This window comes from Bacillus haynesii (assembly GCF_014042035.1).
GTDB classification, from domain to species: Bacteria; Bacillota; Bacilli; order Bacillales; family Bacillaceae; genus Bacillus; species Bacillus haynesii.
Genome location: NZ_CP059494.1, coordinates 3448029 through 3467561, shown reverse-complemented (window position 1 = coordinate 3467561; position 19533 = coordinate 3448029). Strand labels below are relative to the sequence as shown.

General features: G+C 45.6%; 19 protein-coding genes. 4 read left to right on the top strand and 15 right to left on the bottom strand.

Annotated features, from left to right (window positions below):
- Positions 1–59 precede the first annotated feature (59 nt).
- From H2R00_RS17120 to H2R00_RS17110, 3 genes are read right to left on the bottom strand one after another with little or no spacing between them, the layout of a single operon-like run.
- Positions 60–1106 (bottom strand): Gfo/Idh/MocA family protein, encoded by a 1047-nt coding sequence (locus tag H2R00_RS17120; RefSeq protein ID WP_182069918.1) that lies wholly within the window; start codon positions 1104–1106, stop codon positions 60–62.
- A 13-nt stretch (positions 1107–1119) separates the two neighbouring features.
- Positions 1120–1968, bottom strand: a complete 849-nt coding sequence (locus H2R00_RS17115) for an HAD-IIB family hydrolase (RefSeq protein WP_154998373.1) — start codon at positions 1966–1968, stop codon at positions 1120–1122.
- Positions 1955–3268: a DegT/DnrJ/EryC1/StrS family aminotransferase gene (locus H2R00_RS17110; RefSeq protein WP_182069917.1), complete on the bottom strand. Its 1314-nt coding sequence runs from the start codon at positions 3266–3268 to the stop codon at positions 1955–1957. Before H2R00_RS17110 ends, H2R00_RS17115 begins: the two co-directional genes overlap by 14 nt.
- A 106-nt stretch (positions 3269–3374) precedes the next feature.
- Between H2R00_RS17110 and H2R00_RS17105 the strand changes: the two genes are divergently transcribed.
- Positions 3375–4364 (top strand): LacI family DNA-binding transcriptional regulator, encoded by a 990-nt coding sequence (locus H2R00_RS17105; protein WP_154998377.1) that lies wholly within the window; start codon positions 3375–3377, stop codon positions 4362–4364.
- A gap of 362 nt (positions 4365–4726) precedes the next feature.
- Here the strand turns inward: H2R00_RS17105 and prmC are convergent, their stop codons facing one another.
- Positions 4727–5593 (bottom strand): peptide chain release factor N(5)-glutamine methyltransferase, encoded by an 867-nt coding sequence (prmC, locus tag H2R00_RS17100; RefSeq protein WP_182069916.1) that lies wholly within the window; start codon positions 5591–5593, stop codon positions 4727–4729.
- 2 nt (positions 5594–5595) lie between these two features.
- Positions 5596–6666 (bottom strand): peptide chain release factor 1, encoded by a 1071-nt coding sequence (prfA, locus tag H2R00_RS17095; RefSeq protein ID WP_154998381.1) that lies wholly within the window; start codon positions 6664–6666, stop codon positions 5596–5598.
- Positions 6667–6801: 135 nt separating this feature from the next.
- Between prfA and gloA2 the strand changes: the two genes are divergently transcribed.
- Positions 6802–7185 (top strand): SMU1112c/YaeR family gloxylase I-like metalloprotein, encoded by a 384-nt coding sequence (gene gloA2, locus H2R00_RS17090; RefSeq protein ID WP_154998383.1) that lies wholly within the window; start codon positions 6802–6804, stop codon positions 7183–7185.
- Positions 7186–7320: 135 nt separating this feature from the next.
- Complete coding sequence (gene racA, locus H2R00_RS17085) at positions 7321–7881, top strand: chromosome-anchoring protein RacA (RefSeq protein WP_154998385.1); 561 nt, start codon at positions 7321–7323, stop codon at positions 7879–7881.
- A 51-nt stretch (positions 7882–7932) separates the two neighbouring features.
- Here racA and H2R00_RS17080 read toward each other — a convergent pair whose 3' ends face one another.
- The 10 genes from H2R00_RS17080 to H2R00_RS17035 form a co-directional block, all read right to left on the bottom strand.
- Positions 7933–8889, bottom strand: coding sequence for an AEC family transporter (locus H2R00_RS17080; RefSeq protein WP_145651633.1), 957 nt, complete (start codon positions 8887–8889; stop codon positions 7933–7935).
- A 179-nt stretch (positions 8890–9068) separates the two neighbouring features.
- Complete coding sequence (malS, locus tag H2R00_RS17075; RefSeq protein WP_182069915.1) at positions 9069–10772, bottom strand: oxaloacetate-decarboxylating malate dehydrogenase; 1704 nt, start codon at positions 10770–10772, stop codon at positions 9069–9071.
- Positions 10773–11108: 336 nt separating this feature from the next.
- Positions 11109–11693 (bottom strand): thymidine kinase, encoded by a 585-nt coding sequence (locus H2R00_RS17070; RefSeq protein WP_176276734.1) that lies wholly within the window; start codon positions 11691–11693, stop codon positions 11109–11111.
- A gap of 78 nt (positions 11694–11771) precedes the next feature.
- Positions 11772–11972, bottom strand: a complete 201-nt coding sequence (gene rpmE, locus H2R00_RS17065) for a 50S ribosomal protein L31 (protein WP_003186051.1) — start codon at positions 11970–11972, stop codon at positions 11772–11774.
- Positions 11973–12099: 127 nt separating this feature from the next.
- Positions 12100–13383, bottom strand: a complete 1284-nt coding sequence (gene rho, locus H2R00_RS17060) for a transcription termination factor Rho (protein ID WP_003186053.1) — start codon at positions 13381–13383, stop codon at positions 12100–12102.
- Between the two features lie 460 nt (positions 13384–13843).
- Positions 13844–14809 carry a class II fructose-bisphosphatase gene (glpX, locus tag H2R00_RS17055; RefSeq protein ID WP_076788155.1) on the bottom strand — a complete coding sequence of 322 codons (966 nt, stop codon included), beginning with the start codon at positions 14807–14809 and terminating at the stop codon, positions 13844–13846.
- A gap of 66 nt (positions 14810–14875) precedes the next feature.
- The gene (locus H2R00_RS17050; RefSeq protein ID WP_154998389.1) at positions 14876–16165 is read right to left on the bottom strand and encodes a UDP-N-acetylglucosamine 1-carboxyvinyltransferase; all 1290 of its coding nucleotides are present in this window, start codon (positions 16163–16165) and stop codon (positions 14876–14878) included.
- A 257-nt stretch (positions 16166–16422) separates the two neighbouring features.
- Positions 16423–17058, bottom strand: coding sequence for a fructose-6-phosphate aldolase (gene fsa / locus H2R00_RS17045; RefSeq protein WP_020453287.1), 636 nt, complete (start codon positions 17056–17058; stop codon positions 16423–16425).
- Positions 17059–17288: 230 nt separating this feature from the next.
- On the bottom strand, positions 17289–18146 hold the full coding sequence (locus tag H2R00_RS17040) for a class II fructose-bisphosphate aldolase (protein WP_020453288.1): 858 nt from the start codon (positions 18144–18146) through the stop codon (positions 17289–17291).
- Between the two features lie 203 nt (positions 18147–18349).
- Positions 18350–18727: a response regulator gene (locus tag H2R00_RS17035; RefSeq protein WP_094777382.1), complete on the bottom strand. Its 378-nt coding sequence runs from the start codon at positions 18725–18727 to the stop codon at positions 18350–18352.
- A gap of 173 nt (positions 18728–18900) precedes the next feature.
- Here H2R00_RS17035 and H2R00_RS17030 point away from each other — a divergent pair, with 173 nt between their 5' ends.
- Entirely contained in the window at positions 18901–19431 is a 531-nt protein-coding gene (locus H2R00_RS17030; RefSeq protein ID WP_182069914.1) for a DUF2529 domain-containing protein, read from the top strand.
- Positions 19432–19533 lie beyond the last annotated feature (102 nt).

Genomic DNA, 19533 nt, shown 5'->3' with positions numbered 1-19533 from the left:
GTTGCAGACCATAAAACCCTTGCGGCTTTTGGCACGGCCGGCAAGGGTTTTTCCCAATGCTAGTTTGCTTGTTTTGAAAGGGACAGCTGCTGACCTTTATTGAAAAATCCATTTAAATAAAACTGCGTCTTGTATCCATCTTCAAAAGTGGCAAGAGATGCGAAATTGCGATCCCGAATTCCGTTCATCCATTGGATCAGCTGAACTCTGAAGGAATCGGCCCATCCGTAAAATTCATTTTCAGGGTCTGTCAGCCACGTGTCCGGCATTGTTATCATCTGCTCCGTCAATCCCGTTCTCAGCAAAAACTGATTTTTCTGCCGTGAATGATAGTAAAATACGCCGTTTTGGCCATTGACCTCGATGCTAAAGCCGCATTCATCCGCTTTTGTGCATTTTGACGTAATCATATTGACAAACACATGATTTTCAAGCTGACCGTATACTTCAGAATGATCATCAACATATACCTGTTTTTGTTCTTTTTCTTTGACGACCGTCATCATTTTGACTTTTAAACTGTCCAGTTTAAACGGGCTGTCGAACAAATAGAGAATGAGATCGATTAAATGCACACCCAAATCTCCTAATGCCCCGCTCGTTTTGTTGCTTTTCGAATGATCGCGCCAAGTATATTTTTTTCTTCTCAAGGCGCTGTTTTTCTTAAAATGGACATTGATGGACAAAATATCTCCAAGTTCATTGCCGGATATCATATTTTTTAGGCGCTGAACAAATGTGAGATGGCGGTAATTGAAGCCCATGATCGGAATATAAGCAGATTGAGACGCCCTCTTTTTCATCTCCTCCGCTTCTTCCATTGAGACAGCCATCGGTTTTTCACACAATACATACTTACCTGCGGCCACCGCTTCAAGCGCATGTTCTTTATGGCAAAAGTTCGGCGATGAAACGATAACTGCCGTCGACTGATTCAGCAGCTCCTGCATACTGTTAAATACAGTTCCTCCGTATTCAAACGCACATTTACGCGAGGCAAGCGAGTTGATATCAAAAAACCCGGAAAGCTCGGCACCTTTGACTGTTGAAAGAGCTTTCGCATGAGCTTTTGCAATTCCTCCGGCTCCAATAATTCCGATTTTCATCTAAGGACACTCCTTATCGTTTGATATGGGCTTTTAGCACTTCTAAAATTCCAGCCGTATAGCTGCCTTCTGTCATACGGGAATGGAGCGACTTGGCTTCTGCTGTCGCATTCCCCACCAGATAACCATGTCCGGTTTTTTTAAGCATATCCACATCGTTTCCGCTGTCGCCGAAAGCAAATGAATTCTCCCTCTCTATCGCGAATTTATCCAATATAAAATCCACAATGTACGGTTTGCCTGTCCGCAAGGGGATAAAGTCCACATCATAGCTGTTTTCCGGATCGCCTGCCAAAGGGTTGCAGCGATTGATATTTACTCCTATTTCATACTCTCTTGCAAGTCGCCTGATGGCTTCAAGCGCCCTCTTATCTGTGCTCTCATCCGACGATCTATAGTAATAATTGATTTTATAGCGGGAAAAACCATGCTGAGTCTGAGGCACAAGCGCAATCTCATATTTTTCAGAGAGAGTCTGCTTGATTTCTTCGACCAGATCATGGGAGAAATTTGATTCTTGCAATCGGGCTTCCCAATCTTTATCAGAGACTTGGCCTTCTCCAGAGAAATAAGTGATGTCAGTGCCAAGATCACTGGCGACAAAATGCGGAAGATATCGAAAGCCTCCCCGCTTCATTTTTGCAAGAACGGATGACAGGCTGCTCCCGGTCACCCAGCCGAGCAAAATCTTGTGATCAAGATGGTGCGAATGAATAAATGTTTCAAGGTCCATGAGCGCTTTTCTCGATTCATCGGTGATGCTGTGGGCGAAATATGTCTCATCAAAATCGCAAAATACGGCGTACTTCGGCTTGTTTACATGCTGCAAAGTGTGAAAAGAAAGTGTTTCATGATACGACATCAATTAAAGCCTCCATTACTTTGTCTTGTTCTTCCACGGTGAGTCCCGGATAGAGAGGAAGTTGAAGCATTTGTTTATGCACTGATTCAGTGACCGGCAGAGATGTGTGCTGATAATTGGCTTTTACAAGCGGTGTGTTTTGATGATGGGATAAAACCGGGTAGTATATATCTGTTTGGACATTGTGAAATTTAAGCATCATGTCTTTGACTTGGTCTCGGTTTCCGTTTAATATTTTAATTGTAAACAAATGCCACACATGATCATCGGTCATTTGAGGCAATTTGATCAGACCTCTGTCTTCATACTGCTGCAAATGCGCAATATAACGATCTGCTAAATATAAGCGCTTCAGATTATTTAATGAAAGATATTTCATCCTTGCCAGTCCAATAGCGGCTTGCAGATTATCAATCTTAGCGTTAAAGCCGTAATCAGCCGCCTTTTTATTTTTTTGATTCAGTTCAAAGCCGTGATACATATATTCCATGCATGCGGATGCAAATGATGGATCATCCGTCACAATTGCGCCGGCTTTTCCGCAAGTGCCGAGATTTTTATACGGATTGAAGCTTAATATGGAGCAAAGGCTGTTTTTTCCCAGATCGGAAACGCCGATCGACTGGCAGGCGTCTTCAATAATCGGGATGCCGTATTTATCAGCGATTTTTGCTATGGCTTCCATGTCAGGCAGCTTTCCATAAAGGTGTACAGGCAAAATACATTTCGTTTTCAAAGTGACGCATGCTTCAATTTCAGAAGGATCCATGCAAAATGTAACAGGGTCAATATCGCAGAAAACCGGAGTGCCTCCAGCTGCAAGCACGGCGTTTTCCGTTGCAGCAAAGCTGTTTGCAGGCATAATGACTTCATCACCTTGTCCAACACCTGCAGCCTTTAGTGCGACAATCATGGCATCGGTTCCGCTGGAGGAAGCCATGACATGATTTTTTCTCAAAAGAGCGGCTATTTCAGCTTCAAATACGCCAACATAAGAACCACTTGTAAATTGCCCGGTCGGTAGCACGTCTTTCACCGCATGAATCACATCTTCTACTTCTTCATCTGTGATCAGTCGATGAAGCGGCATAAAATCAACTCTGGAGGGCAGGGAATCCATTCTGTTCAACAAATTGGCGCTCATGTTGAATTGGTCCTGCTGCAAAATCTCTTTTAATTTTTGATTTGCCAGTGTGTCGTCTATACGGCATTCACCAGCGAGCTTCCCTTCCTTCAAATCATTCAGAAGGACAAATAGCTGTTTGCTTGTGCAAGTCATGTTTTCACTTGCGGTTTTCATCAATTCCACCTCATTTTTATTATTTTGGGAAACTGTCATATTTCATGACATATGTTAAATGATGGAATCGATACCATAACAACTCTTTTTTTCAGGAAGTGACTTTATGCCTACGATTGACGAAATAGCAAAATTAAGTAATGTGTCAAAAACAACTGTTTCAAGAGTACTGAACGATCATCCCTATGTATCTGAAGAAAAAAGGAAGCGGGTTTTGGAAGTCATCGAAAAATTGGACTACATCCCGAACACGTCTGCACGAAAGCTCAGATCTAACAAAACGATGTTTCTCGCAGTGTCTGTCCCTCACGCGGACCACCCATTCTTCGCGCAGCTCATGAAGCATATGTCCGCTGAAGCGCTGAAACACCAATATAAAGTCATTGTGTTTCAGACGTTTTATCAAAAGCAGAATGAACTGAAAGTACTGGAGCTGCTCAAGAGGAAAGAAGTCGACGGCGTTATGTTATGCAGCCTTGAAAATGAATGGGAAGACATCAAAAAATACGTCAAATACGGTCCCGTGGTCTTGGCAAATGAATTCCACGCCGAAGCGGACGTGCCGGTGATCTGCTATGACGAATTCGAAGCCGGATATAAAGGAACGGAGCTTTTTATTCAAAAAGGGCATCATTTAATGGCCTTTTGCTGTGACACGATACATAGCAAGGCCCAGATTATGAGAAAAGAAGGGTTTATGAAAGCATTGTCTGATGCAGGTTTACGTTTCCAGGAGAAGTGGATGTTCAGCCACGCATTTACAATTCATGACGGCTTCCGCATTATGGACCAAATCCACAACATGTCCGAAAAGCCGACCGCCATTTTTACGGGAAACGACCAAGTGGCCGCAGGAATTATTAAAAGGGCCCGATATTATCAATATGAAGTGCCAAAGCAGCTTGCAGTGCTTGGATATGACAATCAATCGATCTGTGAGGTGACCGATCCGGAAATCACGACAATCGATATTCCTGTTGAAGAGCTGGCTCAAAAAGCCGTATGTGCAATGGTAAACCTTCTGAATGGGGAAAGCGGCTTACAGAGGGATGTCGTGACACTGTCCCCTACATTAAAAATTAGACAATCCGTTTAGGATATATATTAATCTTGAACTATTTTTTATTTTATTCAGATAAAAATTTTGTTAAAAAACAGTAAAGCAAGCCGCCTGAACGATCAAGGCTGCGGTTCCTATTTTCAAAACAAAAAGACCTCCGGGAATTTGAACCGCATCACACTTAACAATTGGAGGTGCAGTTTTCTTATGCTAAATTGACAGCTGAGGAAAAATACACGCGGTTAAAAGGCATTTTGCGGGGAATGAAGGACATAAACGGATCAAGATCAAATGAAAAGGCATGAGCCCGGTACAATACCGGAATCATGCCAGTCAAACTGCTTCATGAGATTTTATTTGTCTAACTTTTTGGGGTCACTTCATTTTCGGCGGTTTTTTTAACTATGTTGTTCAATGACCGCGCAGACGATGCGGTCTTTTCCATTAAGATCCTTCCTCACCCGCACGTCAGCATCAGGAAAGAAGCGGTGAAACATGTCTTTGACGGCATTCCCCTGTGCCCAGCCGATTTCAAACACCACCAGTGCTTGATCTGCGATGACAAATGGAATTTCCTTCATGAAACGCTTATAAAACTGCAATCCGTCAGCACCGTCCGTCAAAGCCCCGGCGGGTTCATGAAGACGGACAACATCTGACAGCGTCTTCATATCTTCCTCAGATATATAAGGTGGATTCGAAACGATGACATCAGCTTTCTTCTGTCGCGTGATAAGCGGCTCAAGCAAATCGCCGCCGAAGAAATCCACTTTCGCCCCAAGCCGGTCGGCGTTGTGTCTCGCTGTACTTAAAGCTTGTTCCGAAATATCCGTCGCCGTGACGGAAAAACGCGGGCTCTCGAGGGCAAGGGTCACCGCAATCGCCCCGCTTCCTGTACCGACATCGACGGCTTTAAGACGATCTGTTCCGTGAAAAACTCTTTCCGCTTCGGAAAGGACCGCTTCAACGACTTCCTCTGTTTCAGGACGCGGAATCAGAACGTGTTCATTTACCGAAAATTCCCGTCCGTAAAAGGACTCTTTTCCGGTGATATATTGAACAGGCACTCCTTGATAATGAAGCTCGACAGATTTTTTAAACCTCGAAAAATCAGACTCTGATATGACATCATGGAAGCTTGCTAACAGTTTGCTGCGGTCGATGTTCAGCTGATCTGTCAGCAAAATTTCCGCGGCATTTTGGTCTCTTCCCGCTTCCGTCAAATAAGAAGAAGCCCACCTGAGGGCTTCGAAAATTGTTTTCATGTTTAGCTCTCCGCCTGCTGAAGCTTGCTTGCCTGGTCTTCGACGATCAGCGCGTCGATGACTTCGTCAAGCTTGCCTTCAAGGATCTGGTCGAGCTTTTGGATCGTCAAGCCGATCCGGTGATCAGTGACGCGGTTTTGCGGAAAGTTATACGTACGGATGCGCTCAGAGCGGTCTCCTGTTCCGACGGCGGATTTCCGGTTTTGATCATATTCAGCCTGAGCTTCCTGCTGAAATTTATCGTAAATTCGCGCGCGCAGAACCTTCATCGCTTTTTCTTTGTTTTTGATCTGAGATTTCTCATCCTGGCAAGACACGACAACACCTGTCGGAAGGTGGGTCAGACGGACGGCTGACATCGTCGTATTGACGCTTTGCCCTCCCGGACCGCTCGAAGCGAAGGTGTCGACGCGAATGTCTTTTTCATGAATGTCGACTTCTACCTCTTCAGCCTCAGGCAGGCAGGCTACCGTTGCAGTGGATGTATGAATGCGCCCGCCGGATTCGGTCTCTGGAACGCGCTGTACGCGGTGTGCGCCGTTCTCATACTTCAGCCTTGAGTATGCGCCGCTTCCATTGATCATAAAAATGATTTCTTTATATCCGCCTGTACCTGTCGTATTCGCTTCCATCACTTCTGTTTTCCAGCCTTGGAGCTCTGCGTAGCGGCTGTACATGCGGTAAAGGTTGCCGGCAAACAAAGCGGCCTCTTCTCCGCCCGCTGCACCGCGGATTTCCATGATAACGTTTTTGTCATCATTCGGATCTTTCGGGATCAGTAATACCTTCAGCTGATCTGTGAGCGATTCGATTTCTTCCTGCAGTTCGGAAATCTCCTCTTTGACCATCTCGCGCATGTCAGCGTCAAGCTTTTCTTCAAGCATCGCTTTTGCATCGCTCAGCTGTTCCGACGCGCTCCGATAACGTCTGTATACTTCAACTGTTTCTTGTAAATCAGATTGTTCTTTCGAATATTCTCTAAGCTTCTTCGGATCGTTGACGACCTCCGGATCGCTTAATAGTTCATTTAATTTTTCGTATCGGTCCTCTATCGATTTTAAACGGTCTAACACGCTATTCACCTCTGTTTGCTGTGCGTAACATTCTAATTATAGTATAGGGACTCTTCCCCGTCAAAACAACTTCGCCATTATCGGTAGCAGCCGCGTCTTTTTGCTATACTTTTAAGAAAAAAGGAGCTTGACTCAATGCTGGAATCGATTCATCACATCGCCATTATATGCTCAGATTATGAAGCATCCAAAACATTCTATGTCGACAAGCTCGGACTTGAGATTCTGAGCGAAACGTACAGGAAGGACCGGGATTCATATAAACTGGATCTCTCAATAAACGGCCGCTATGTCATCGAGCTGTTTTCTTTTCCAGATCCGCCCGCACGCCTTACCAGACCCGAAGCTGCCGGACTCCGCCATTTGGCTTTCACAGTGGCCGATCTTGAACAGACCGTCAAGGAGCTCAAGCAAAAAGGCATCACTGCTGAACCGATCCGCACCGATCCCGGAACGGGCAAGCGCTATACGTTCTTCTCCGACCCGGACGGCCTGCCTTTAGAGCTTTACGAGGCATAGCAATGCCTGCACCATCTGGGGAAAAACCGCTTTCTTTGCCGAATCCCTTCTTCTTTTGTCTAACAGGAAGGAAGCTTTTCATTCAGGTCGAATACCCTTTTTAATGAACAGTTACAGGTTAAAAGGAGGTATCATATGAATACTGCTGATGCGGCAAATGAACTCGGGGTTTCAACCAAAACGGTGCAGCGCTGGGTTAAACAGCTGCAACTGCCCGCTTCCCGAAATGAGCTTGGCCACTACTTTTTCACGGAAGACGATATCGCCATTTTAAAAGAAGTAAAAGAGCAGTTAAAAAACGGTACGTCTATGCAGGATGTCACGATCAAACGCCCGAAAAAAACCTTCTTCATCAAGAAAAACGAAATGATTCAAACGAAAGACCCTGCACTGCAATTGAATGAGCGGCTCGAAGAAAGGCTGCAGCGTTTTTTAGAGCATGAACAGCTTGAACGCGAGCTGCTCCAAAAGAAAATCGCCGAACTGGAAAGAAAGCTGGAACAAAAAGCGGACGATGTCGTCTCCTATCAGCTTCTGCAGCAAAGGCGTGAACTTGAAGAAGAACGGCAGCAGATCAAACATCTCGAACAGAAAATCAGCGAATTGGAAAGCATGAACCGCCAGGAAAAAGATACAGCCGGCAGAAGAGAAGAAAAAAAACCGAAAAGCAAATTGAAATCGATCTTCTCTTTTTAAAGCGCAAAAAAGCTTGCAAGGCCATAAACCGGCTTCTTGCAAGCTTTTTCCTTATGCTGTAATTGCAATCAATATCGGCAGCGAAATAATCGACAGCACCGCACTGATTACAAACGCGGATGCCGTTTCCGCTTCCTGGCTTTCAAAGTTTGTAGCAATCATGGCCGCTACAGCAGAACCAGGGAATGCCACGAGCAGAACCGCTTTTGTCATGTCAGCGGAAGAAAGGCCGACGACCATCGCGATCACAAACATTAAAGCAGGCTGAGCAGCGACTTTTAATAAAGCGATACTCAAAGCAGGCATGCTGAATTTGATTTTACGGATTCCGACAGTCACCCCGACTGCGAACAGGGCGATACCTGAAGTCGTATTTCCGAGCATATCAAGCATTTTCTGAGGCAATTCAGGGATTTGCAGACCGAATAATACAAGAATGATACTTGCAAGCGGTGCAAAAGCGAGCGGTTCAGACAAACCGTGTAAAATTGATTTTCCTGTTACCTTCCAAATGTTGTCTGTCGTTTCCGTTTGTTTTTTAGAAGAACGGCCGACAGTTCCGACGATGATCGCAAGAGGATCAAGCATCGCATTTACGACAATTCCCGTAATTGCGATCGGAATCGCAACTTCCTGCATGCCGAACAGGCTGCCCAATACAGGAATACCCATAAAGGCGAATGTCGGCTGTGCTGAGTTCAATGAGAACATTGAAGCATCTGTTAAATCGTATTTAAACAAAAATCGTAAAAGAAGCAAAATAATAACGTAAAATCCAACGATACCGACTACCAATGAAATCATAAGCGGAATCTGGCTGTAAAACTTATCTTTTGGCGTTGACAAAATGCTTGATACAAAGTGGGCTGGAAGCGCGTATTTCGTAACGAGCGTGCTTACCCCTTTTGCAGATTTAGCATCATAGCTTCCAAAGTGACCCGCGAACCATCCCAGCGCAATAACAAAAAATATTGGCGCAAGGAGGATTAAAATATTTAAAAAGTCCAAGACTGTTTCCTCCTCTATGTTGTCCCTTTCAGGGGACAAATTAACGGCAGCTGATAAACGCGGGAAGCCCTGTTACCAGCCGCCGATCCCATTTTTTCATCTTTGATTGGTGCAGCCCGGTGACAAAACATCCGCACCCGGGCTGCCGTTTCTTTTTATCGTTTCCTCAGAACCTAATATTAGTCTTGTTTTGCAACAATTGTTTTATACTCCGGACGCCACATGGCTTCGCGGACAGCCTTTTCGACATCTTCAGGCTGAACCTGGGCCACGCCGTCTTTAATGGCAGCTTTCACAACATCGATCGCCACTTGAACGGATACGTCTTGCAGGTCGTCAATTTTCGGCAGAAGGCCTGCACCCGGCTTTTCATGGTCAACCATGTTCGCGACCGCATTTGCAGATGCGGCAAACATGCCGTTTGTGATAACTTTCGCTTTCGCAACGATTGTTCCCAGACCTAATCCAGGGAATACGAAAGCATTATTGGATTGTCCGATTTCGTGTTTCACGCCATTGTACTCAACGGCTTCAAACGGGCTTCCCGTCGCTACAAGCGCTTTTCCGTCAGTCCATTTGAACAAGTCTTCAGGAACAGCTTCAGCCAGATGTGTCGGATTGGACATCGGCAGAATCACCGGACGCTCAGTATGAGCCGCCATCTCTTTGATGATTTCTTCAGTGAAGGCGCCGGCAACACCTGATGTACCAATCAGAATGGTAGGCTTCACTTGACGGATGACTTCCTCAAAGGAAATCTCTCCCTTTTCATTACGTTTCCAATCTTTTACTTCTTCCGTATCGCGCAAATACGGTTCTTGGAAATCCAAAATTTGATCCATGCCTGTCGTTAATAGTCCTCTGTAGTCGACTGTCCAGAATGCACGGCTGGCTTCTTCTTCTGAAAGCCCTTCAATCACCATGGTGTCGCGGATTTGGTCAGCGATACCGATACCCGCAGAACCAGGTCCGAAGATGACGACGCGGTGGTCTTTCAAAGACGTGCCGGTCTTTTTGACAGCTGCTAAAATCGCTGCCAGCGTGATGGCCCCTGTTCCTTGAATATCATCATTAAATGTTGAAATTTTATGGTTATATTTACTCATGATGTTGCGGGCGTTTTTATTTCCGAAATCTTCCCAGTGAAGAAGCGCATTAGGGAAAAACTTTAATGCTGTCTCGACATAAGCGTCGATAAATTGTTCATAGCGCTCGCCTTCTACACGCGGATGACGGTTTCCGATATAAAGCGGATCGTTTAGCAGTTTTTCATTATTCGTTCCGACATCCAGTACGACCGGGATGACACGGCTCGGATCGATTCCCGCTGCCGCCGTATATACTGCAAGCTTACCAATCGCAATGTTGATGCCTCCGACGCCCCAGTCACCGATTCCCAAAATGCTTTCGGAATCGGTAGCAACGATCAAATCGATGTCATCAGCAGAAGCCTGCAGGTTTTTAAATGCTGTTTCGATTCCGTCCATATCATCGATTGACAAGTAAACGCCGTGCGGTCTGCGGTATTCGTGGCTGTATTCCTGAATCGCTTCGCCGACAGTTGGCGTATAGACAACCGGAAGCATTTCACGCAGATGGTTTTGCAATAATTTATAGAAAAGCACTTCGTTTCTGTTTTGCAAATCGTTCAAATATACGTTTTGGCGAAGTCTGTCAGGTTGACGGGAAAATTGTTCGTAAGCCCGTTCTGCCTGCTGATCGAGACTGAGAACAGTCGGCGGCAGAAGCCCTTCCAGACCGAGGTTCTTTCTTTCTTCAAGCGAAAATGCAACACCTTTATTAAGCGTTGGAATGGAAAGAACGTCTTTCCCCCGTAAAGAAGTCTCCAAATATCCTTCCTTCGTTCTTCTCATGTTGTTCACACTAATTACCTTCTTTCTTAAAATGTTAATGAAGTGAAATAAATACGGTAAACAATATAGAATATTTGCCTTTTTACACATGTAGATTGTCAAATATGTAACGCGCGTTTTTGACAAAAAACTGAACATTTCCTAAAACCTATTTACTTTTTACTGACTACAGTAAGTCATTTTATGCCTGCTTTTGTCAAAATTCAAGCGATGAAAATTAGTTAATTTTTTCGTATTCTTAATTAAGTTTTTTAATTACATTAATTCCTATAAAAAGGATTCAATAAAAAAAACACTTGTTTTTACCAAGTGTTTTTGTGTCAAAATCTATGTGTTTTTCCGGTTTTATTTCGGCTTTCCGGGCACTTCATGATGGTGGCGGCAGCGCGCTTCATATGCTTCGGAGGCCCCCACCAAAATGACTGGATCGTCATAAGAAGCAGGTTTTCCATCGATCAGCCTCTGGGTACGGCTGGCCGGAGAACCGCAGACAGAGCACACCGCTTGCAGCTTGGTCACCGTTTCCGCTAAAGCCATAAGATCAGGCACAACACCGAAAGGCTCGCCCCGGAAGTCCAAATCAAGGCCTGCTGCGATCACACGGTAGCCCTGATCAGCCAGAGAAGTTAACGTGCGGACAATCGTTTCGTCAAAAAACTGCACTTCGTCGACGCCGATGACATCCGTTTCTTTGCTTATGTATTGAAAAATTTCTTCCGGAGATGCGATGGCGTGGCACACAATGGATGTCCCATTATGCGACACAACAGATTCGCTGCTGTAGCGATTATCAATGGCCGGTTTAAACACTTTGACTTCCTGCTTCGCAAACGTTGCCCTTTTGATCCGGCGGATGAGTTCCTCTGACTTGCCCGAAAACATGCTTCCGCATATGAGTTCAAGCCAACCGCTTTGCTTCATGATGTACATCCAACTAACTCCTCTCCAGCAATTATTGCAAGTAAAAAAACAGGCAAGAAAAATCCTGCCTGTTTATCATATCTATTATTACTTAAGACCGTATTTTTTGTTAAAGCGATCAACACGACCATCAGCAGAAGCGAATTTTTGGCGGCCAGTGTAGAACGGATGGCATTCAGAACAAATCTCAACGCGTACCTCTTCTTTTACTGAACCTGTTTCAAATTCGTTTCCACAAGCGCATTTGACTGTTGCTTTTTTGAACTCAGGATGAATTCCTGCTTTCATGTCTGTCATCTCCTTCCGCCCTGAATCCAATTCGGAAACAGAGTTATTATTCCGGGACGAAACCTCCGGAACGCACATGATGAAATTATAACAGCGATTCGGACGTTTTGCAAACTAAAGTTTTAAATTAGCGCCTTGCCGCCGACATATTGGCTTGTTTCCATTCCTGGATCAGAATATCGAAAAACTCCTGATTCGTTTTCGTCTTTTTCATTTTTCTCATGAATTTCTCGACGAAATCAGGCGTGTCAGACATCGTTTTCCGGATTGACCACAGACGGTCAAGGTGCTCTTTCGGAACGAGAAGCTCTTCTTTACGCGTACCCGAACGGCGAATATCAATGGCAGGAAAGATTCTTCTTTCCGCAAGAGAACGGTCAAGATGAAGCTCCATGTTCCCTGTTCCTTTAAATTCTTCATAGATGACGTCATCCATCCGCGAACCCGTGTCGACGAGAGCGGTCGCCAGGATCGTTAAGCTGCCGCCCTCTTCGATGTTGCGCGCTGCTCCAAAGAAACGCTTTGGACGGTGGAAAGCGCCGGGATCGATTCCCCCAGACAACGTTCGCCCGCTCGGCGGAATGACAAGGTTATAGGCACGGGCCAGCCTTGTAATGCTGTCCATTAAAATGATGACGTCCTTTTTATGTTCGACAAGCCTCATCGCACGTTCCAATACAAGCTCGGCCACCTTGATGTGGTTTTCAGGAACTTCGTCAAACGTGGAGCTGACGACGTCTCCGGCAACCGAACGTTCGATATCGGTCACTTCCTCAGGCCTTTCATCGATAAGAAGCACGATCAGCTCCGCTTCCGGATGGTTGGTTGTGATGCTGTTCGCGATCTCTTTCAAAAGCATGGTTTTACCTGCTTTAGGTGGAGCGACGATCAAACCGCGCTGTCCAAAGCCGACCGGTGCCATCATGTCCATGATCCGTGTTGACAGGTGATTCGGTTTCGTTTCAAGCACCATCTGGCGATCTGGATAAAGAGGCGTTAATGCCGGAAAGTGCACGCGTTCTTTTGCCGATTCAGGATCGTCGCCGTTAACCGCTTCAACGTGCAGCAGGCCGTAATACCGTTCGTTCTCTTTTGGAGGACGGACTTTTCCGGACACTTTGTCACCGTTTCTCAAATCAAAACGGCGGATTTGAGAAGCGGAAATATAGATATCCTCTGAACTAGGGGAATAGTTAATCGGTCTGAGAAAGCCGAACCCTTCGGACTGGATGATTTCCAATACGCCTTCCATGAACAGCAGATCTTCCTGTTCGGCGTTTGCTTTCAGAATGGCAAAAATCAGTTCCTTTTTTGTCAGTTTGCTGTAATAAGAGACTTTATAATGCCTTGCAAGCTCATACAGCTCTTTTAATTTCATATTTTCCAAAGATGAAATGGATACATCTTTCACTAAGAACACCACTCTTTTCTAATCGAATAATTTACTTTGTCTCATCAATTTCACGAAAGACGCTTAATGTATACTGCCGATTCGTTTTACCGGCAACGCTTCTACCCATATATATCGACGTATTGAAAAGGATTATAAGTATGAGTCGAGAAAGAAGCGAGGACTTAACAAGAGAAGATAATCGCATATCTGATAGATGCGGCAGGATTTTGGCTCTCTCTAAGAACCAACATGTGCAGAAAATTTCGCAGCACTCTTTAGTTTTACCTCATTTGTCGTACATATTCAACTTCATTTACGATTTGACATGAAATTGATAGAGATGACCCTGTTTTGAAAAATGCCTTGACATGAAGAAGAAAAGCCGTAGCTATTGTATCAGAGTATGAACCTTGATTCAATTCGTGAAGTGAAATACAAGGGAAAAGCGGGTCGTATATATCCCCGCTTTTCTTTTTCCTTATGGCCGGATGACTAGGTTAGGTTTTTTCTTGAGACTGTGTCTTCCGTCCACAAACCGTACCGTACCGGATTTCGCTCTCATGACTACGCTGTGGGTCGTTCCAACAGATCCTTTGAATTGCACGCCTTTCAGGAGCTCTCCGTCTGTGACACCAGTTGCGGCGAAAATCGCGTCGTCTCCCTTGACGAGGTCTTCCATGCGGAGCACTTTGCCCGTATCAAGGCCCATCTTTTCACAGCGTCTCAGTTCTTCCTCGTTTTGAGGAAGAAGCTTTCCGTGAATTTCTCCTCCGAGAGCTTTGAGTGCGACAGCCGACAGGACGCCTTCCGGAGCGCCTCCTGAGCCGAATAAAATATCGACGCCTGTATGATCAAAAGCGGTGTTAATGGCACCGGCCACGTCCCCGTCATTGATCAGCTTGATTCTGGCGCCCGCTTCGCGAAGCTCATGAATGATTTTCTCGTGCCGCGGACGGTTCAAAATCGTGGCTACGACATCTTCTACATCTTTATTCTTTGCTTTGGCCACAGCTTTCAAGTTATCAATCACAGGCGCTTCAATATCGATGCAGCCGACAGCTTCAGGACCTACAGCGATTTTATCCATATACATGTCAGGCGCATTCAGCAGGTTTCCGTGATCAGCCACCGCAATGACTGCGAGCGCGTTCCATCCGCCGCTTGCGACGATGTTCGTCCCTTCGAGAGGGTCTACTGCTACGTCTACGCGAGGGCCGTAGCCGTTGCCGAGCTTTTCTCCAATATAAAGCATCGGCGCCTCGTCCATTTCCCCTTCTCCGATTACGACCGTTCCCTTCATAGGAATGGTGTCAAACACATCCCTCATGGCGCTTGTCGCAGCGTCGTCGGCTTCGTCTTTTTTACCTCTTCCCATCCAGCGCGCTGACTTAAGCGCAGCCGCTTCTGTCACACGTACAAGTTCCATCGATAAGCTTCTTTCCATTCCTATCTAATCTCCTCTCACCCATATGAAATCGTTTTATGTTTTATCTATAACAGCATTTGTCCATCAAGAGTTTTGCAGCTGTTCAATTTCCTGGTCTGTCAATTTTTCACGCCAGACAGTGGCCCCGAGCTTTGTCAGCTTTTCTTCAAGCTGGCTGTAGCCTCTGTCAAGGTGCTCCAAACCGGTGATTTCCGTGACTCCTTCCGCCATCAGACCCGCAACAACGAGACATGCTCCCGCCCGCAGATCACTCGCTTTCACCTTGGCGCCCTGCAAAGGAACGGGACCGGTAATAATCGCCGATCTTCCTTCGACCTTCATCGACGCACCCATGCGCCTCAGCTCGTCGATATGTTTGAAGCGGGCGGAATAAATGGTGTCAGTAACAACGCTCGTCCCGTTTGCCTTCGTTAAGAGCGATGTCATCGGCTGCTGCAGATCAGTCGGAAAGCCGGGGTATACAAGCGTTTTCAAATCGACCGGTTTCAGCTCTTTCTGTCCGCCGACCATTAAAATCTGCTCGCTGCTTTCTTCGATTCGAACCCCCATTTCGCGGAGCTTGGCGATTAACGATTCCAAATGCGTCGGAATCACATTATCAATCAGCACTTCTTGTCCCATGGAAGCAGCTGCGATCATGAACGTGCCGGCTTCGATCCGGTCCGGAATAATCGAGTGTCTGCATCCGTGAAGCGATTCAACGCCTTCGATGCGGATGACATCCGTACCGGCACCTTTTATTTTTGCTCCCATGCTTGTTAAAAGGGTGGCAACATCGATAATCTCAGGTTCTTTCGCAGCATTTTCAATTACGGTTCTGCCTTTGGCAAGCACGGCGGCAAGCATGATGTTGATCGTTGCTCCAACACTGACGACATCAAGATAAATGCGCGCGCCTTTTAATTCCTCCGCACGCAGATAGATCGCACCCTGTTCGTTTGTCACTTCGGCTCCGAGCGCCTCAAAACCTTTGATATGCTGATCAATCGGTCTCGGACCGAGGTGGCAGCCGCCTGGAAGGCCGATGACCGCTTTTTTAAAGCGTCCGAGCATCGCGCCCATTAAGTAATAAGAAGCCCGAAGCTGCTTCACTTTTCCATTCGGCAAAGGCATGCTGATCATCGGCGCAGGATCAACGACCATTTCTCCCTTTTCAAAGTGAACGTTTCCACCGATCTCTCTCAGCAGATCGCGCAGCGTCAAAATGTCTGAAATATGGGGAAGGCCTTCAAGCGTAACCGTCGAATCAGCCAAAATAGTCGCGGGTATGAGAGCGACAGCGCTGTTTTTCGCTCCGCTTATATGTACTGTGCCATTGAGAGGATCGCCGCCAGCTATATTTAACTTTTCCATGATCGTCTCCTTCCTTAAAGAAGATAGCTAATGGAGCGCTTCATAATGAGATTTCCTTCAAACTCAAAATAAATGGTTCATTTCAAAATCTATCCAATTAAAAGAGAAAGAATACAACACATTTTAAATTTATCGGGAAGAAAAGTAGCGAAGCAGACTGCGGCAAGATTCTCTTCTGCAAAACATTCATTTCTCTTTGTAAGACAAAACGGTGACAAACGGAGGGAGCCCCTCCACTTGCCACCCACATGAAGCAATTATTTATTCCAGTCAGCTAAAAACTGTTCGATCCCTTTATCAGTCAGCGGGTGCTTTGTAAGCTGGTGAATGACTTTGAGAGGCATTGTGCCGATATGCGCTCCCCTGAGCGCGGCCTCAGTCACATGCTGCGCATGACGGATGGACGCGGCGATGATTTGTGTGTCCAAACCGTGCACATCGAAAATTTGTTTAATTTCACTGATCAAGTCAAGGCCGTTGTGGCCGATATCGTCAAGGCGTCCCAGGAACGGGGAAACATACGTAGCTCCTGCTCTTGCAGCAAGAAGCGCCTGATTTGCGCTGAAGATCAGCGTGACGTTCGTTTTAATCCCGAGATCGGTTAATGCTTTAACAGCTTTCAGGCCGTCAGACGTCATCGGAATTTTCACCGTAATATTCGGCGCGATTTTTGCAAGCTCTTTTCCTTCTTCAATCATCTCTTCAGCCTTCAGAGAAATAACCTCGGCGCTGACTGACCCAGAAACCACTTCGGTAATTTCACGCAGACGGTCATGAAACGAAATGTTTTCTTTTGCTACTAAACTAGGATTTGTCGTAACTCCCGCAAGCACGCCGAGAGCGTGCGCCTCTTTAATTTCGTCTAAATTTGCAGTATCAATAAAAAACAGCATATTGATAAAACCTCCTGTCATGAAAATGTCTGAACTGTGGAACTTGTTTGCGCTTTCCGGATGATATGGATAAAACCGCCTGTCGCTATCAGGCGGCTTTTTTGACTGAACGGGAAGCAAAAGAGCCTCATGCCGTCAAATAGCATGTGTTAACAGCACTTCCCTAAAACATCAGAAAAACATCCTGTTTCCCCGGCCTTGCGGGAAAACAGATGCTTTTCCAATCGTCATTATGCTTTGTTTGAAGAACCAAATTCACGCATTTTGCCGATCACTGTTTCTTTGATAGCTTCGCGTGCAGGTCCGAGGTATTTGCGCGGATCATACTCTTCAGGCTTCGCAGCCAGCGTTTCGCGAACAGCTTTCGCAGAAGCGATTTGGTTTTCAGTGTTGACGTTGATTTTTGCCGTACCTAAGGAAATAGCTTTCTTAATGTCGGCAGTCGGAATGCCTGTTCCGCCGTGAAGTACGAGCGGAAGACCAGTTGTGTTTCCGATTTCTTCCATTTCTTTGAATCCAAGGTTTGGTTCACCTTTGTAAGGGCCGTGAACAGAACCTAATGCAGGTGCAAGGCAGTCGATTCCTGTGCGCTCAACAAGTTCTTGGCACTCTTTAGGATCCGCGTAGATGACGCCTTCTGCAATTACGTCGTCTTCTTGTCCGCCTACAGTTCCAAGCTCAGCTTCAACTGATACGCCGTGGAAATGAGCGAGCTCAACAACTTTTGAAGTCGTCGCAACGTTTTCCTCGAAAGGATGGTGAGATGCGTCGATCATAACGGAAGTGAATCCCGCATGAATCGCTTTTGCACAAGATTCAAAGCTTGAACCGTGGTCTAAATGAATCGCAACAGGTACTGTTACGTTGTATTCTTCCATCAGCGCTTTAACCATTGCAACAACGGTTTTAAATCCGCCCATATAGCGTCCTGCACCTTCTGATACACCGAGGATAACAGGAGATTTCTCTTCTTCAGCGGCTTGTAAAATCGCTTGAGTGAACTCAAGGTTATTTAAGTTAAATTGTCCGACAGCATATCCGTTTTCTTTTGCTTTATTCAACATTTCCGTCATTGATACTAAAGGCATGTCGAAAGTCCTCCTTATGTAGCCTGATTTGCTTTTGCGAAAAAAGCCTCCACACCTACCTAGCATGACCAGAAAAATCCGCCATATGTAAAATGTTTTGGTTTTTAAAAACGTTAGATAGCTTTTCTCTACTTATATAGAATAACAATTAATCAACAAATCGGCAACAACATGACTGTGACAACATCAAAAACTTTTCCCGTCTATCCGTTGGACTTTATGGGCAGATAGGTTTTAACGGCATCGCGAATCTCGTCGATGTCAAAAGGCTTCGCAAAGTGCGTCAGGGCTCCGAGCTCCTTCGATTCCTGGATCATGTCGAGCTCTCCGTAGGCCGTCATAATGATGACGCGGATCCCCTCGTCTATGACCTTCATTCTTTTCAAAATTTCAATTCCGTCCATTCCGGGGATCTTCATGTCGAGCAGAACGAGGTCGGGGCGCTGATTTTTCACAATGTCAAGCGCTTGAATCCCGTTCGCGGCCTGGAAGGTTTTGTACCCTTCTTTATTGAAAACTTCATTCAGCAGAACCCGAATCCCGTACTGGTCGTCTACGATTAAAATCTTCTCATTCATGATTTACACCTCTATAATTATAATTTTCGCCAAAATTAAGCAGTAGTTTATCTATTCTGTTTTGTTTTTCTCTTTTCCTTTAATTAAAAAATTTAAGTTTGCGACATATTTAGAGGATTTTTCCCATTATTCTCTTTTGTTATATAATGATAGTCAGTAAAAAAGGAGGAGTCAGCTTGCTTAAAATTTTCACCACTCAATTGACGGGAATCTTCAACCGGATTCAAGAGGGCGAGGCCCAATCGATAGAGGACGGCGCCCGCTTGTTGGCTCAGGCGGTCATCAGTGATCATTCAGTTTATGTATACGGAAAAAATGAATTGGAAGGCATTTTGAAAGAAGCGATGTACAGTTCTGAACCGTTTCCCTCAGTCAAACCGCTGCCGAAAGACGAAGAAAACTGGCCCGCTTTTGAAATGACGGACAAAGCGCTGATGTTCTGCGCCGGTTCAGCGGATGACGAAGAGCTGAAAATGGCGGAAAAACTGTATGAAAAAGGAATCGGACTTGTTGTCGTCTCCACTTCGGGAAAAGACGGCGCCCCGATCTCTTCCTTCGCCGATGTCCATATCGATTCAAAGCTGAGAATGCCGCTTCTTCCCGATGAAGACGGAACAAGGTACGGATTTCCGTCCCTGATGGTTAGCCTCTACATTTATCATGCCCTATCCTTTACATTAAAGGAAATTCTTCAGGAATACCAATAAAACAGGGTTGCCTAAGGGAAATTAGTGAAGGAGAGGCCGGCCTTATGAATATAGTACCAGTTCGGGCCGCCATTATCATCAGAAAGAGCCAAAAAAGCCTGC

What these genes read in the sequence shown, in the direction of transcription:
- H2R00_RS17120 (WP_182069918.1), bottom strand. Translation starts at nt 1,106, where the DNA reads ATGAAAATCGGAATTATTGGAGCCGGAGGAATTGCAAAAGCTCATGCG.
- H2R00_RS17115 (WP_154998373.1), bottom strand. Translation starts at nt 1,968, where the DNA reads ATGTCGTATCATGAAACACTTTCTTTTCACACTTTGCAGCATGTAAAC.
- H2R00_RS17110 (WP_182069917.1), bottom strand. Translation starts at nt 3,268, where the DNA reads ATGAAAACCGCAAGTGAAAACATGACTTGCACAAGCAAACAGCTATTT.
- H2R00_RS17105 (WP_154998377.1), top strand. Translation starts at nt 3,375, where the DNA reads ATGCCTACGATTGACGAAATAGCAAAATTAAGTAATGTGTCAAAAACA.
- prmC (WP_182069916.1), bottom strand. Translation starts at nt 5,593, where the DNA reads ATGAAAACAATTTTCGAAGCCCTCAGGTGGGCTTCTTCTTATTTGACG.
- gloA2 (WP_154998383.1), top strand. Translation starts at nt 6,802, where the DNA reads ATGCTGGAATCGATTCATCACATCGCCATTATATGCTCAGATTATGAA.
- racA (WP_154998385.1), top strand. Translation starts at nt 7,321, where the DNA reads ATGAATACTGCTGATGCGGCAAATGAACTCGGGGTTTCAACCAAAACG.
- H2R00_RS17070 (WP_176276734.1), bottom strand. Translation starts at nt 11,693, where the DNA reads ATGTACATCATGAAGCAAAGCGGTTGGCTTGAACTCATATGCGGAAGC.
- rpmE (WP_003186051.1), bottom strand. Translation starts at nt 11,972, where the DNA reads ATGAAAGCAGGAATTCATCCTGAGTTCAAAAAAGCAACAGTCAAATGC.
- glpX (WP_076788155.1), bottom strand. Translation starts at nt 14,809, where the DNA reads ATGGAAAGAAGCTTATCGATGGAACTTGTACGTGTGACAGAAGCGGCT.
- H2R00_RS17050 (WP_154998389.1), bottom strand. Translation starts at nt 16,165, where the DNA reads ATGGAAAAGTTAAATATAGCTGGCGGCGATCCTCTCAATGGCACAGTA.
- fsa (WP_020453287.1), bottom strand. Translation starts at nt 17,058, where the DNA reads ATGCTGTTTTTTATTGATACTGCAAATTTAGACGAAATTAAAGAGGCG.
- H2R00_RS17040 (WP_020453288.1), bottom strand. Translation starts at nt 18,146, where the DNA reads ATGCCTTTAGTATCAATGACGGAAATGTTGAATAAAGCAAAAGAAAAC.